The organism is Chitinophaga arvensicola (assembly GCF_900110835.1).
Classification (GTDB): domain Bacteria; phylum Bacteroidota; class Bacteroidia; order Chitinophagales; family Chitinophagaceae; genus Chitinophaga; species Chitinophaga arvensicola.
The window spans coordinates 3,394,721-3,408,036 of sequence record NZ_FOJG01000002.1; the positions used below are offsets into that span (position 1 = coordinate 3,394,721).

The 13,316-nt window shown below is 47.1% G+C and carries 10 protein-coding genes; 1 reads left to right on the forward strand and 9 read right to left on the reverse strand.

The genetic code is table 11. The annotated features are described in order from the left end of the window. Positions 1–15: 15 nt before the first annotated feature. The 8 genes from BMW79_RS30725 to BMW79_RS30760 form a co-directional block, all read right to left on the reverse strand. Positions 16–1,242 (reverse strand): beta-ketoacyl-[acyl-carrier-protein] synthase family protein, encoded by a 1,227-nt coding sequence (locus BMW79_RS30725; protein ID WP_089902605.1) that lies wholly within the window; start codon positions 1,240–1,242, stop codon positions 16–18. 49 nt (positions 1,243–1,291) lie between these two features. Next, positions 1,292–2,020, reverse strand: a complete 729-nt coding sequence (gene fabG / locus BMW79_RS30730) for a 3-oxoacyl-ACP reductase FabG (protein ID WP_089902608.1) — start codon at positions 2,018–2,020, stop codon at positions 1,292–1,294. 48 nt (positions 2,021–2,068) lie between these two features. Further along, the gene (locus tag BMW79_RS30735) at positions 2,069–3,604 is read right to left on the reverse strand and encodes an HAL/PAL/TAL family ammonia-lyase (RefSeq protein WP_089902611.1); all 1,536 of its coding nucleotides are present in this window, start codon (positions 3,602–3,604) and stop codon (positions 2,069–2,071) included. A 148-nt stretch (positions 3,605–3,752) separates the two neighbouring features. Then, the gene (locus tag BMW79_RS30740; protein ID WP_089902615.1) at positions 3,753–5,045 is read right to left on the reverse strand and encodes a hemolysin family protein; all 1,293 of its coding nucleotides are present in this window, start codon (positions 5,043–5,045) and stop codon (positions 3,753–3,755) included. Between the two features lie 23 nt (positions 5,046–5,068). Further along, a complete protein-coding gene (locus BMW79_RS30745) occupies positions 5,069–5,800 on the reverse strand; it encodes a ZIP family metal transporter (RefSeq protein WP_089902618.1) in 732 nt (243 codons plus the stop codon). After that, the gene (locus BMW79_RS30750; RefSeq protein ID WP_089902620.1) at positions 5,797–6,375 is read right to left on the reverse strand and encodes a phosphatase PAP2 family protein; all 579 of its coding nucleotides are present in this window, start codon (positions 6,373–6,375) and stop codon (positions 5,797–5,799) included. Before BMW79_RS30750 ends, BMW79_RS30745 begins: the two co-directional genes overlap by 4 nt. A 2-nt stretch (positions 6,376–6,377) precedes the next feature. Then, positions 6,378–7,121: a class I SAM-dependent methyltransferase gene (locus BMW79_RS30755; protein WP_089902623.1), complete on the reverse strand. Its 744-nt coding sequence runs from the start codon at positions 7,119–7,121 to the stop codon at positions 6,378–6,380. A 33-nt stretch (positions 7,122–7,154) separates the two neighbouring features. Next, positions 7,155–9,173 (reverse strand): LTA synthase family protein, encoded by a 2,019-nt coding sequence (locus BMW79_RS30760; RefSeq protein WP_089902626.1) that lies wholly within the window; start codon positions 9,171–9,173, stop codon positions 7,155–7,157. A 167-nt stretch (positions 9,174–9,340) separates the two neighbouring features. Between BMW79_RS30760 and glmM the strand changes: the two genes are divergently transcribed. After that, positions 9,341–10,723, forward strand: a complete 1,383-nt coding sequence (gene glmM, locus BMW79_RS30765; RefSeq protein ID WP_089902631.1) for a phosphoglucosamine mutase — start codon at positions 9,341–9,343, stop codon at positions 10,721–10,723. A gap of 84 nt (positions 10,724–10,807) precedes the next feature. On the opposite strand, the gene BMW79_RS30770 is transcribed toward glmM, so the two are convergent. After that, on the reverse strand, positions 10,808–13,147 hold the full coding sequence (locus BMW79_RS30770; protein ID WP_245752752.1) for an ABC transporter permease: 2,340 nt from the start codon (positions 13,145–13,147) through the stop codon (positions 10,808–10,810). Between the last annotated feature and the right edge of the window lie 169 nt (positions 13,148–13,316).

Below are 13,316 nucleotides of genomic sequence, written 5' to 3' on the forward strand. Positions count from 1 at the left end.
CAAAGTTAAGGATATTTATTTTCCATTCCACCCCCTCACTATAAGAGAAGAATTTGTTCCGCCAAAGCCAAAAGAATTCGACAAAAATATATTAAAATTTTTATTAATTGTATTGGTTACAATATTTAGCTTCGCGGCATCGTCATCGGGATTCTCCAGGTTGATGTTGGGCGCAATAAAGCCGTTCTGCATCATGAGCATGGAATATACAATTTCACTGGCGCCTGCCATCCAGCATTCATGGCCGGTCATGGATTTGGTTGAACTCACATAAGGCCGGGAATCCCCGAATACTTCGTAGATCGCTTTCGCCTCGCTGGCGTCACCGGCTGCGGTGGAAGTAGCGTGCGCATTGATATATTCAATATCCCCCGGCTGTAAACCCGCATCCTGTATGGCTATCTGTAAAGATCTAACCGGGCCGTCTACGGTTGGATTGGAAATATGTGCGCCATTGGAGGAAAAGCCGTAGCCCAACACTTCTCCCAAAATAGTAGCTCCCCTGCGCTGGGCAGATTCGAGGCTTTCCAGGATCACAGTAGCTGCACCACCGCTGGGTACCAGTCCGTCGCGGTCCCGGTCGAACGGCCTGGAAGCACGGGTAGGATCTCCTTCCCGCACAGAAAATGCAGCAATGGCATCAAAATTACCCATCGCATACACATTTACTTCCTGGGCGCCTCCGCAGATCACGGCGTCCTGCATCCCATTCCGGATAAACATATAGCCAAGCCCGATAGCATGGGAACCGCTGGCACAAGCCGCGCTGACGGTGAAATTAACGCCCCTCAGCTTAAAAATGGTGGCCAGGTTCATATTTACGGTAGAGTTCATGGTCTGAAACACAGAACCAGAGCCTACCAGCATCGTATCTTTCTTGGCCCGCATCACATCATTGGCTTCCACCACTGGTTTTGCGGAACTGTCGTTGCCATATAAAAGTCCTATGGGAGTGGAATCAATATATTCAGGTGTGATACCCGCCTGCGCCAAGGCTTCACGGGTGGCCATGTAGGCGAATTCTGCCTGTTCAGGCATCATGAGCCTGGACCGGCGATCCAGCAGACCTTTGAGCTCAGGTCTCTCTATATACCCGGTCAATCCTGACCGGTAACCAAATGCTTTTCTTTCAGGATCCAGCACAATACCGGATTTCCCCTGATACAATGAATCCCTCACCTCCTGCATATCCTTTCCGATGCAGGAATAGATTCCCATCCCAGTGATCACTACTCTGTTCATAGCTCTTAGCTTTTAGCGGTTAGCCTTTAGCTCAGTAATATTGACGTAATTATGTGTGCAACCCTCCATTGATGTTAAGTACCTCGCCGGTAATATAACCTGCCGACCGGGAAGCCAGGAAAGCTACTGCATCTGCTACTTCTTCCGCTGTACCAAAACGGTTCATCGGCACCTGTGCAGCCAGTTCCTTCTCATTGAGTTCTGCGGTCATATCTGTTCTGATAAATCCGGGTGCCACCGCATTTACCGTTACACCTCTTTTGGCTACTTCCTGTGCCAGCGCTTTGGTGGCGCCAATTACCCCTGCTTTGGCGGCAGAGTAATTTGTTTGGCCGGGTAATCCCTTGATCCCGGATAAGGATACCATATTGATGATACGTCCGTAACGCTTCAGCAACATGTTGTTCAGCACCTGTTTGGTGACATTGAAAAAACCGTTCAAACTGATGTTGAGCACATTACTCCATTGGCCTTCATTCATCCAGAACATCAAGGAATCTTCCCGGATGCCCGCATTGTTCACGAGCACTTCTATCTGTTGGTCTTTGTTATTTTCTACCCAGCTACCCAATACCTGCTGCACTTCGGCGGCATCTCCTACGTTAAACGGTATCAGTTCACCGGTACTGCCTTTTGCCTTTACTGCCTCCAGTGTTTCCAGGGCGGCTGCCTCATTCCCTTTGTAGTTGATCAGTACATGATAACCCGCTTCGGCCATCCTGATACATACTGCCCTGCCTATTCCCCTGGACCCTCCTGTTACTAATGCACATTTCATGGATTACAAATTACAAATTACGAATAACGGCTAACTCCCGACAGCAGATCAGAACTGAATGGGGTCATTTTTTTTCAGGTAAGCTTTAATCTGCTGAAGATCCTTATAACGCGGACTGTCCTCAATAAATTTAGGGAAAATAGCCCTCACTTCCTGGTATACCTTATGGGAGAAACCAGCTAATCTGTCCTGGCAATTCAGGTAGTCCACCGCCTGTAACATGGTCATTACCTGGATAGACAATACCTGGAAAGTATTCTCTATTACTTTGCTGGTCATAGTAGCGGCATTACATCCCATACTCACAATATCCTGGTTATCGTTGTTGTTCGGAATACTGTGTACATACATCGGGAAAGACAAGGTCTGGTTCTCCGCCACGGTGGATGTAGCCGTAAATTGCACCCCCTGCATTCCAAAATTGAAGCCAAGTTTACCCAGGTTCATAAACGGAGGGAATTTATGGTTCAGTTTTTCGTTCAGCAGGTAGTTGAGTTGTCTTTCTGCGAGCATCGACAACTTGGTAATTGCTATTTTGATTTTATCCATTTCCAGGGAGACATAATCGCCGTGGAAGTTTCCGCCGTGGAAAACGTTTTCCCGGTGATGATCCACTACCGGATTATCGCTTACGGAATTCAGTTCCTGTACCACGAGTTTCTCTGCCTGAGCGAGGGTATCGTAGATAGGTCCGAGGATCTGCGGGGTGCAGCGCAGAGAATAATATTCCTGTACTTTATCTTTAAAAATTTCTTCTTCCAGTTCTTTATAGAGATGATCCGGGCGATGACGGACCATTTTGCTGCCGGTGAGGATTTCTCTCATTTTGGCGGCTATTTTCTGCTGGCCTTCATGCTTTTTCACGGCATTCAGTTCTTCAGAGAGATGATCATCAAAAGCTTCCACTATTTCGTTGATCATGGCCGATAATACTACCGACCAGCCAAGAAGCTTCTTCGCTTCAATGAGGTTTACCAGGCCGATACCGGTCATGGCGGAAGTACCATTAATAATGGCCAGTCCTTCTCTTACATGAATACCGATTGGTTTCAGGTTCAGTTTTGCAAACACTTCTGCTGTAGGCTGGTATTTATCTTCATACCATACTTCGCCTTCGCCGATCAGTACCAGGGCCAGGTGGGCCAGCTGTACCAGGTCGCCGCTGGCTCCCACGCCACCGTGTTCAAACACACAGGGATATACGTTTTTATTGATCAGGTCTTTTAACAGGTGTACCACTTCCGGGTGAATACCGGAATGCGCCTGCATAAAGCTGCTCAAACGTGCTATCATCAGGGCTTTGGTATGTAAAGGCGACATACAGTTGCCGGCGCCGGAGCTATGGCTGCGGATCAGGTTATACTGTAACTGGAAAGTATCTTCGTCAGAAATACGGTATTGGGCCATTGGTCCAAAACCAGTGTTGATACCATAGATCAGTTTCTTTGCCGAAAACTTTTCGAGGAATAGAAAACTAGCTTCCACCTGCTGCAGAGCCGCTGCTTCCAGCGTCAGCTCTTCTCCGCCCAAAAGGACCCTGTACACTTCTTCCAGGGACAGCGCCTTACTTCCTATTGCAACCATTTTATCTTAAATTAAATTATTTGTATATGTAAAAAAGTGCTCAAAATTAGCATAAAGCTAGATTTATCCAAATAAATAACAAACCCCATTACCCGGATTACGGGTATTTACGCATGCGGTTATTACTTATCAGGTGGGGGAGCAAAGCCTAATCTTCTGTTGTTGTTGTCGTTGGCGGTGTAACCAAAACCTTATCGATACGATGTGCATCCATGTCCACTATTTCAAAAGTAAAATCTCTCCACATGAATTTCTCTCCGGTTTGCGGAATGTGTTCCAGGTGATGAAGAATAAACCCTGCCAGGGTATCAAAATCCTGCTCAAATTCGGCCATCCAGTCTTCTTTATCAAACTCTTCCAGGAAATCATAAAAAGGAATCTGGGCATCTACCAGCCAGGTGCCATCTTCCCGAAGAATCATTTCGTAGTCATCGCTTTCGGCTGTTTCCGGCATATCGCCTACAATGGCTTCCAGGATATCGTTCAGGGTGATCATCCCCAGGAACGTGCCATACTCATCCACGATAAAGGCCGCGTGTAAGTGCGTTTCCTTAAACTTTTCCAGTACCTGGTAGGCGGTATTGTTTTCCGGTACAAACAAAGGCTTCCGGATAATGTCTGTCAGCGGTGTTGATTTACCGGATACGGAATACAGGTCCTTGATCGTCACCAGCCCTTTGATACTATCGATCTGCCCGTCGCATACCGGGTACACCGAATGCAGGCTATCGTGAATCGTTTGCTGATAAGTAGCCGGATCTTCGTTAACATCCAGCCAGGTAATATCATTGCGGTAGGTCATCAGCGAGGTAATATTCCGGTCGCCCAGGTGAAATACCCTTTCTATGATCTCCTGTTCTGTTTCTTCGATGGCGCCTGAATTGGTGCCTTCATTGATAATCGCTTTGATCTCCTCTTCCGTGACATGTGCCTCGTCTGACCGGAGATTGAATAATTTTATAATAGCCGCAGAGGAAGCGGTGAGTAACCAGATAAAAGGATAAGTGAGCCAGGAAAGCACCTGCATGGGTTTTGCCATAAACTTGGCAATCGCTTCCGGCTTGGCCAGCCCGATCCGTTTAGGCACCAGTTCTCCCAATACCATGGAGAAATAGGTGATGGCCACTACAATCAGGATAGTGGCAACAATGCTGCTGTAAGGTTGTATGAGAGGGAAAGTATTGAGCCAGGCCATCACATCTGTTTTGATGTTCTGACCTGAATAGATACCCGTCAGGATGCCGATCAGGGTAATACCGATTTGCACGGTAGAAAGAAAAGTGTCCGGATTATTGGCCAGCTTTAAAGCAGCCTTTGCTTTTTCATCCCCTTTATTGGCCTGGTTCTCCAATCGGATTTTCCGGGCCGAGATCAATGCTGTCTCGGACATCGAGAACAGACCGTTCAATAAAATAAGGATGAGGATAATGACGACTTCCATATATAAAGCCTAAAAATAAAAAATTATTCAAATATCAGGGTGAGAAATGCCAAAAGCAAACCGAATGCTATTGCCAATACCTTTTTCCTGCTGAGTTCATGATGTTTGGTACCACTTTCATAGAAGATCGTGGTAGAAATGTGCAGAAATGCACCCACTACCAACGCAACCACATATAAAAGGTAATGTTGCACCACTTCAAAACGGCTGCCCAGCCATCCTGCCAGTATTGCGGCCAATGGGGTTACCAGGGCAAATATGATCAGGATCCGCCACAGTTCAGACCTTTTCTTATGGGCATGCATCATCACGGTGATCAGTGTTAAGGCTTCCGGAATTTTGTGGGCGGCTACCCCCACCATGAGTGACGGCAGCGCAGAATGGTCGTTGTACTTAAAGCCCAGTGGCAGCCCTTCCATAAACGCATGGATGGAAAGGCCCAGCAGCAGCGGCATTACAGCAATATGACGATGTCCCTCCTGGGGCATATGCGTATGACCATGCTCCATACCATGTGAGAGTTGCTGCAGGAATACCTGCAGGAAAAATCCCAGCACAATATACAAGCCGGCCTGATGACCCAGCTCCTCATACACTTCCGGCAGGAGGTGCATGATAATAATCCCAAAAAGGAAAGCCCCGGTAAACGCCAGGAGGTAAATAGAAAAGTTGGCATTGATGCGTTTCACTGTCATGGGTATAATCCCACCAGCAATGGTCGCGGCCAGTATCAGTATTAAATAATTCCAGTTCATGATGCGAGTTCGGACTCCAGTCTTATGCGGCGTTGAAAAAAGCTACCGCTCAGCAATCCGATAAAAATGCCGAGTAATGCGCCTCCTGCTACATCGAGCGGATAGTGCACGCCTACGTAAATCTGTGCATAACCGATCACAGCGGCCCATGCAAAGAATATCCAGGTATACCGGCGAAATGCGTGTTTTAAAGTTATGAAACAAAATGTAGCCAGCGCAAAATGATTGGCGGCATGGTTGGATGTAAAGCTTCCACTCGTCGGACAATAGCTCACCAATACCCGTGCATAATGCGATACTACCGGATCACGGCAGGGACGCACCCTTCCGATAGCGCTTTTCAGATACAGACTACTCTGGTCTGCCAATCCAAAACACAAGAGGAAGAACATGATCCAGAAAAGCCCTTTCCAGCCATAGTTAATGGTTACAAATAAACCCAGGAACAGGTACAATGGCGCCCAGACAAAAGGTTCCCGCAGAAAAGGCAGCACCACATCCAGGAATCCGTTATACCACTGCCCGTTGATATGAAAAAATAACCGTAGATCTCCCCGGAGTATAGATTCAAGCATGGCTATGATTTTGTAGCAATGATGATCAGTCGCGGCGAACGCTGTTCATCGTAGCTGTTAAAGTGATAGTCGCCGAATATTTCTGTTATCTCAAGTCCCTGTTTGGCAAACATGACTTCAAACTCTTCCCTGGTAAAGGCGTTCACGCTTTCTGTATAAGTAGCACGACGCATTTTTTCCTTGTCCAGGATACTGATCTGCTTCATAAATTTATGAGCTTTCAGTTCCCGGCGGATATCAAATACCACGTTGTCCTTCTCCTTTACCTCATCATTTACCAGGTGAGCAGCCACATAGTTACTGTTCAGGTAGTCAAGTACCAGTTTACCTCCCGGTTTCAGGGCATTCTTCAGGGTTCTCAACGCATTGTCGTTGTCGCGCTGGGATTCGAAATAGCCGAAACTGGTAAAGAAATTGAATACCACATCAAAGTAGTTCACGCGGAAAGGCAGGCGCATATCATGCTGGAAGAAGCTCAGGTGAGCGCTTTCCAGCTTTTTAGCTATATTAATACTTTCGATAGACAGATCGATTCCCGTTACATAGTAGCCTTTATCTGCCAGGTACTTGGCATGACGTCCCCTTCCACAGGCTACATCGAGCATTTCCGCGTCTGCTGCAGGGTGCAGGTAGGTAAGCAACTTATCAATAAATGCCGCGGCTTCCCTGTCGTCCCGGTTGTTGTACAACAGGTGATAGTAGGGCGAATTAAACCAATCTTTAAACCAGAGTTTATCTACTTCCATATTTTTGTGCAGCTATAGACAGCAACAAGGCAGCTATTTTTTATTGTTAAACATCAAATATCGGGTGCTTTCGTAAAAGCCACGTGTTAAATTATCGAGGCTTTTCGCTGTATCCGGTTGCTGTGCAAGGATATTTTTCAACGGGTCGCCCTTCAGGTCGTACATTGCCGTAGCATTGGTGATCAGATTGATTTCATACAGATACTGATCGCCTAATGTAGCGTAAAAAGGCATCTGGTTACGCAAATAAGTGATGAACACATATTTATCATTCACCCGGGTACTATCGAACAGGTCTACACCCAGGGTATAGTTCCGGTAAGGCATACCCACCATCTTTGCCACCGTAGGATATACATCCAGCAGGCTGCCGGGCGTATTGATCTGTTGCGGCGCCAGGTGTTTGGGACTGTACATAAACGCAGTGACATGCACCCCACCGGTAGACAGTTCATATTCCGGTAACGGCATAAAGCTGTAAGGATTCAGCACGCAGTTGTGATCGCCGAAAAACACGAAAATGGTATTGTCCAGGTAACCGTCCTTGCGGGCCATGTCTATCAGGTGGCCTACGTTATAGTCTTCATACCGCAGGGCATTAAACTGATCGATCGACACAAAGCCCGATTGTTTGAACTTTTTCATGTCGATATCTTTCTCCGTCAGCTTCTTAAAATCGCCGGCGCCGCTGGTGGTGGTGTAAGGCGGATGATTGTCTGCCAGCTGGAGGAAAGCTACAAAGGGCTTCTTCTTATCATTATTTTCTTTAAAAATACCACTGGCTTCTGTAATCAGGTCGTAGTCGGAAACGCCCCATACATCGGCCTTTGGCGATTTATACATGCCTTCCTCATAAATACGTACGCCTTCCACATTGTTGGTAAACACCGCGCGGATATTGGCCCAGTTGGTATTTCCTCCAAGGAGGTACAGCCGGTCATAACCTTTGAACTGATCCATCACGATACGCTGATCCAGCATTTTGGGATGACGGCTGGCCGTTTTCACGGCAGTGATATCAGGTAAACCAGTATGCACCCCGAATACTGTCTTTGCCGTACTGATGGCTGGCACATAGAAATTTTTGAACAGGATACCGCTATCGGCGAGGCGCTTCATATTAGGGGTGGCCTGCATAGGGTTTCCGTACATGCTGGTAACGGCGGCGCCGGTAGATTCCAGCATTACCAGCACCACATTGAGCCGGGGTTTAGCGCTGTCACCAGCAATGGTACGCACATAGTTCAGTCCATTCACATCGGTAGAGTCTACCTTCAGGTAAGATGCTATCGCAGGGTAATATTTTTTAGTGGCTTGCAGATCGTAAGTATCTCCTTTCACCGAAAAGTTAGAGGCAAAATACAAGATGGGGTTGAGTCCCAGGCTGGTTACGCCATTGTCGCGGGTAAACATGGCCTGGCTCCAGCGGAGCGGGAAATAAGCAATATTTCCATAAATACCGGCGGCAAACAGCAACACCATTCCTATGAAATAGCCGGTATAGGGCCAGTTGCGCAGGTAAATAACCGGTTGCGCAGCATATTTTTTCCAGGTAGCCTTCTGCAGGCGGTATACCAGGAACATAAATATAAAGATACCAAGGGCGCCTCTCACTACCGGGTAACTCTGCCACACCATCCGGGCATTGTCTGCCCGTTCTCCTTTGGCTAGGAACCTTAATACGGAAGGATCCAGCCGCTGCCCGAGGTAGTCGTAATGACCCAGATCCAGGATATACAGCAGTGTGAGCAGCAGGTATACCAGGAAAAAGTAGATAAAATTGGATTTACGTATAGCCGGGGAGGTAAAAAATTTATTACGGGTAATCAACGCCAGCAGTAGTACGGGAATCATCAGGTACAACGCTAACCGGAGGTCAAATCTGAGTCCCAGGTTCCATGCCCTGATGATCGCTGCATGCTCTGTAATGGTTGTTTTAAAGAAGAACAGGTAAAATATAGCCCTGAACATCACCATTAGCAGGAAGAGGTAAAGCGTTTGAACAAACACATAACGAATATACCGGGGTATATTCTTCCACGAGTATTGCATGTAACGTATAGCTGTTTTTTAAAAAGCGTAGCTGCAAATATAGTGAAAAGTGAATGGGTAAAATTGAAAAACAGGGATGTTCCGGGGGGATAAGGCATCATCTTTTCATAATTAGGATTTCTGGAATGGATTTTTTTATATTTGCCTTCCTTTAAAAATTGAATCTTGTGGCACTGATCAAATCGATATCCGGCATACGCGGAACCATAGGCGGTAAGCCCGGCGAGGGACTTTCTCCATTAGATGTGGTAAAATTCACAGCGGCATACGGTACCTGGCTCAGCCAGCAAACAGACAACCGTAAGGTGGTAATAGGCCGTGATGGCCGTATTTCCGGCGAAATGGTAAAAAACCTGGTTGTATCCACCCTGAACGGGCTGGGTATTGACGTGGTAGACCTGGGTTTATCCACTACCCCCACCGTAGAACTGGCGGTAACCATGGAAAATGCCGCCGGCGGTATTATCCTTACCGCCAGCCATAACCCGAGAGAATGGAACGCCCTGAAACTGCTCAACAGCAAAGGCGAATTCATTTCCGGCGAAGACGGTGCTGCATTGCTGGACATTGCAGAGCGCGAGGACTTCAATTTTGCGGATGTAAATAAGCTCGGTACCTACACGGTAGACGATTCTTACCTGCAAAAGCATATTGACCTGGTGGTGAACTACCCCTTAGTGGATGTACCTGCCATCAAGGCCCGCAATTTCAAGGTAGTAATAGACGCGGTAAATTCTACCGGTGCTTTATTTGTTCCTCCTTTGCTGAAAGCATTGGGTGTGGAAGAAGTGGAAGTATTGTTTGGCGAAGTAAACGGCAAATTCAGCCACAATCCCGAGCCACTGGCAGAAAACCTGACGGCCCTGTCCAACGAAGTAAATAAATCCAATGCCGACCTGGGTATTGCTGTAGATCCGGATGTAGACCGCCTTTGCTTTGTTTGCGAAGATGGCAGCATGTTCGGGGAAGAATACACCCTGGTAGCGGTAGCAGACTACGTATTAAGCAAGAGAAAGGGTAACACCGTTTCCAATATGTCTTCCACACAGGCGTTGAAAGACGTTACACTGAAGCATGGCGGCCAATACACGCCATCTGCTGTAGGTGAAGTAAATGTGGTAAAGAAAATGAAAGATACCAATGCCGTAATCGGCGGGGAAGGCAATGGTGGTATCATTGTTCCGGACCTGCACTACGGCCGCGACGCCCTGATCGGTATCGGGTTATTCCTGAGCCACCTGGCCCACAGCAAAAAAAGCATCAAAGCATTGCGCAACAGCTACCCCGACTACTTCATCTCTAAAAACAAAATAGAGCTGGATAAAGGTGTAGATGTAAAAACCATCTTCGAAAAAATCAAGGTGAAGTATAAAAACCAACCGCTGAATACAGAAGACGGACTGAAAATAGAGTTCGACAAGGATTGGGTACATCTCCGTACTTCCAATACAGAGCCTATTATCCGCATTTATGCAGAAAGTCAGAATGAGACTACGGCAGATAATATCGCCAAAAGGATCATGCAGGATATCAAGGAGTTCATGCACTAGTTTGCAAACGCTCTGCCCAAAAAGAAAAGCGCAGGAAATACCGGCGCTTTTCTTTTTGGGATACTCCCATCGCTTCTTTCAAAATTATTCGCTTCTTAAACTCTTCACCGGGTTAGCCAGAGCAGCCTGAATAGCCTGGTAACTCACGGTCAATAGCGTAATCATCAGGGCGCCGGCTCCTGTAGCGGCAAAGATCCACCAACTGATGTTCGTATGATATTCATACTTCTGCAGCCAGGCGTGCAGGAAATACCAGGTTAGCGGAATAGCAATCACGCAGGAGAAGATAACCAGGACCAGAAAATCCTTTGACAACAGCTTCCATAAATTGAAAACCGTTGCCCCCAGTACTTTACGTACACCAATCTCTTTGACCCGTTGTTCCACCATGAATGAAGCCAGCCCGAACAGGCCAAGGCAGGAAATAAAGATAGCTAAGGCTGCAAAAATACCTGCCAGCCTGCCAATACGTTCTTCGTCGGCAAATTTCTTTGCATAGATATCATCGATGAAACGGAAATCGAAGGGACTTCCGGGATTATATTTTTTGAACACCGGCTCAATTTTAGCAAGCGCCTGGCGTACAGGTATCTTCGGATGGATACGAAGCACCATGCTGCTCATCCAACTTCTGTTCCCGCAAAAAAATATGACCGGTGCAGGTTTCCCATAAGGAGATTCCATCACCATATCTTTTACCACCCCTACAATAACATGGGGAACATTGGCAAAGATGGTACCCTTGTAGTTGATAATTTCCCCGACAGGATGCTGGAGTCCTGTCAATTTTGCGGCCGATTCATTCAGGATAACACCTCCCATGCTGCTGGCTGTATCTGCGGGAAAGCTCCTGGAAAAGTCGCGCCCTGCTACTACCTTCCAGCCAACAGTACGACCATAGTCATAGTCTACATTGAGCGTCCCGAAGTTAAAGTTGTTCCCGGGCTCAACACCTTTCCAGTAAAAACCGCCGTTACCGGAAGATATTTCCGTAGGCAGGCTGTTGGTTTCTCCCATATCTGTTATAACACCACTCTGCAGCAATTCCCTGCGGATGGCTTCGTCATGATTGTGCAGATCGTCAGTATTCATCTCAACAGCAATAAGTCCTGCCCGGTCGTAGCCAACGGGTCTGTCCTTTGCATATTGTATCTGGCGGAAAACGATGATGGTTCCGATGATCAGGGTAACGGACACCGTAAACTGTACAACTACCAATGCCTTCCGTGGTACAGCGGCCCAACGGCCGACCCGGAAAGTACCTTTGAGTACGCGGATTGGCTGAAACGCCGACAAATAAAAGGCCGGATAGCTGCCCGCTACGAGGCCGGTAAGAAAAGTGAAGGCAAAAAGAGATCCCCAGAAATAAATATTGCTCCAGGGCAGGGACATATGTTTGTTTGCCAGGGCATTGAAAAGAGGAAGTGAAAGTTGCACCAGCACAAGTGCCAGCAACAACGATAAGAAGGCCACAGCCAATGATTCGCAGATGAATTGCCCGATCAGCTGCCCGCGCAGGGAGCCGATGGCTTTGCGGATACCCACTTCTTTTGCCCTTCGTTCGCTCCTGGCCGTGCTCAGATTCATGAAGTTGATACAGGCCAGCAGCAGCACAAATACGCCGATGATCCCGAAGAGCCATACATGCTGGATCCGGCCACCTGACATCTTTCCATTGTTAAACTCATTGTATAAATGCAGTTTATCCAGGGGGAACAAAGTGGCATTTTCCACATATCCCTGGATATGGCTCACAGGTGCATCTTTTATGGAAGCAGCTGCCTGCTCCATCGTCACATGATCTTCCAACTGTACATAGAGGAGTCCGCAATGGTTATACCAATTGCCCTGCGGGTCGTCTGAGTTAAACCAGTTGGCTTTATTTTCCCAGGGCATGATGCAGTCGGTTTCATAGAAAGAGGTGTTCTCCGGCAGGTCTTTATAAACACCGCCTACTTTCAATGTCACGTTATTATCTATAAGAATAGTTTTGTTGATCGGATCCTGCTGCCCAAAAACTGCGAGTGCTTTGGATTGTGAAAGCAAACAGGTAGAAGGATCTTTCAGGGCGCCTCTGTTACCTTTCAACATCTGCAGCGAAAACATTTCCGGGAAATCCTTTTCTGCATACATTGCCACACCGGATAACTTTTTATCACCTGCCGCCAGCACATGCGCCCCTCTCCCGGCTACCAGCGAGCTATACTTAAAATCTTTCCCGTACTTCGTGCGAAGCTCATTGCCAAGGGGCATCTGTATGATCAGATTGGTATAGATAATTCCTTTATCGCTGGGTTGTACGGCTACCTGTGCCAGGCGATCGTGCTTTTCGTAATAGTGATCAAACTGGAGCTCGTCGGTTATCCACAGGCCAATCAGCAGGGCAATGACCATCCCCGATGCGAGGCCAATAATATTGATCATAGAGAACAATTTGTTCCTTAACAAATTGCGGCAGGCGATGGTAAGGTAGTTCTTGAGCATGTGATTTCCGGCCAAAAAAAATACCAGTATTCAAATGATTGATAATCAAATAGCGTAAATAACATAGCCTATGCGCCGTGTACGGTTTTGATACACCGGTTGTACGATT

Bases quoted from the DNA above. Each gene is read 5' to 3' on its own strand.
- BMW79_RS30725 (WP_089902605.1), bottom strand. From the start codon at position 1,242: ATGAACAGAGTAGTGATCACTGGGATGGGAATCTATTCCTGCATCGGA.
- fabG (WP_089902608.1), bottom strand. From the start codon at position 2,020: ATGAAATGTGCATTAGTAACAGGAGGGTCCAGGGGAATAGGCAGGGCA.
- BMW79_RS30735 (WP_089902611.1), bottom strand. From the start codon at position 3,604: ATGGTTGCAATAGGAAGTAAGGCGCTGTCCCTGGAAGAAGTGTACAGG.
- BMW79_RS30740 (WP_089902615.1), bottom strand. From the start codon at position 5,045: ATGGAAGTCGTCATTATCCTCATCCTTATTTTATTGAACGGTCTGTTC.
- BMW79_RS30745 (WP_089902618.1), bottom strand. From the start codon at position 5,800: ATGAACTGGAATTATTTAATACTGATACTGGCCGCGACCATTGCTGGT.
- BMW79_RS30750 (WP_089902620.1), bottom strand. From the start codon at position 6,375: ATGCTTGAATCTATACTCCGGGGAGATCTACGGTTATTTTTTCATATC.
- BMW79_RS30755 (WP_089902623.1), bottom strand. From the start codon at position 7,121: ATGGAAGTAGATAAACTCTGGTTTAAAGATTGGTTTAATTCGCCCTAC.
- BMW79_RS30760 (WP_089902626.1), bottom strand. From the start codon at position 9,173: ATGCAATACTCGTGGAAGAATATACCCCGGTATATTCGTTATGTGTTT.
- BMW79_RS30770 (WP_245752752.1), bottom strand. From the start codon at position 13,147: ATGATCAATATTATTGGCCTCGCATCGGGGATGGTCATTGCCCTGCTG.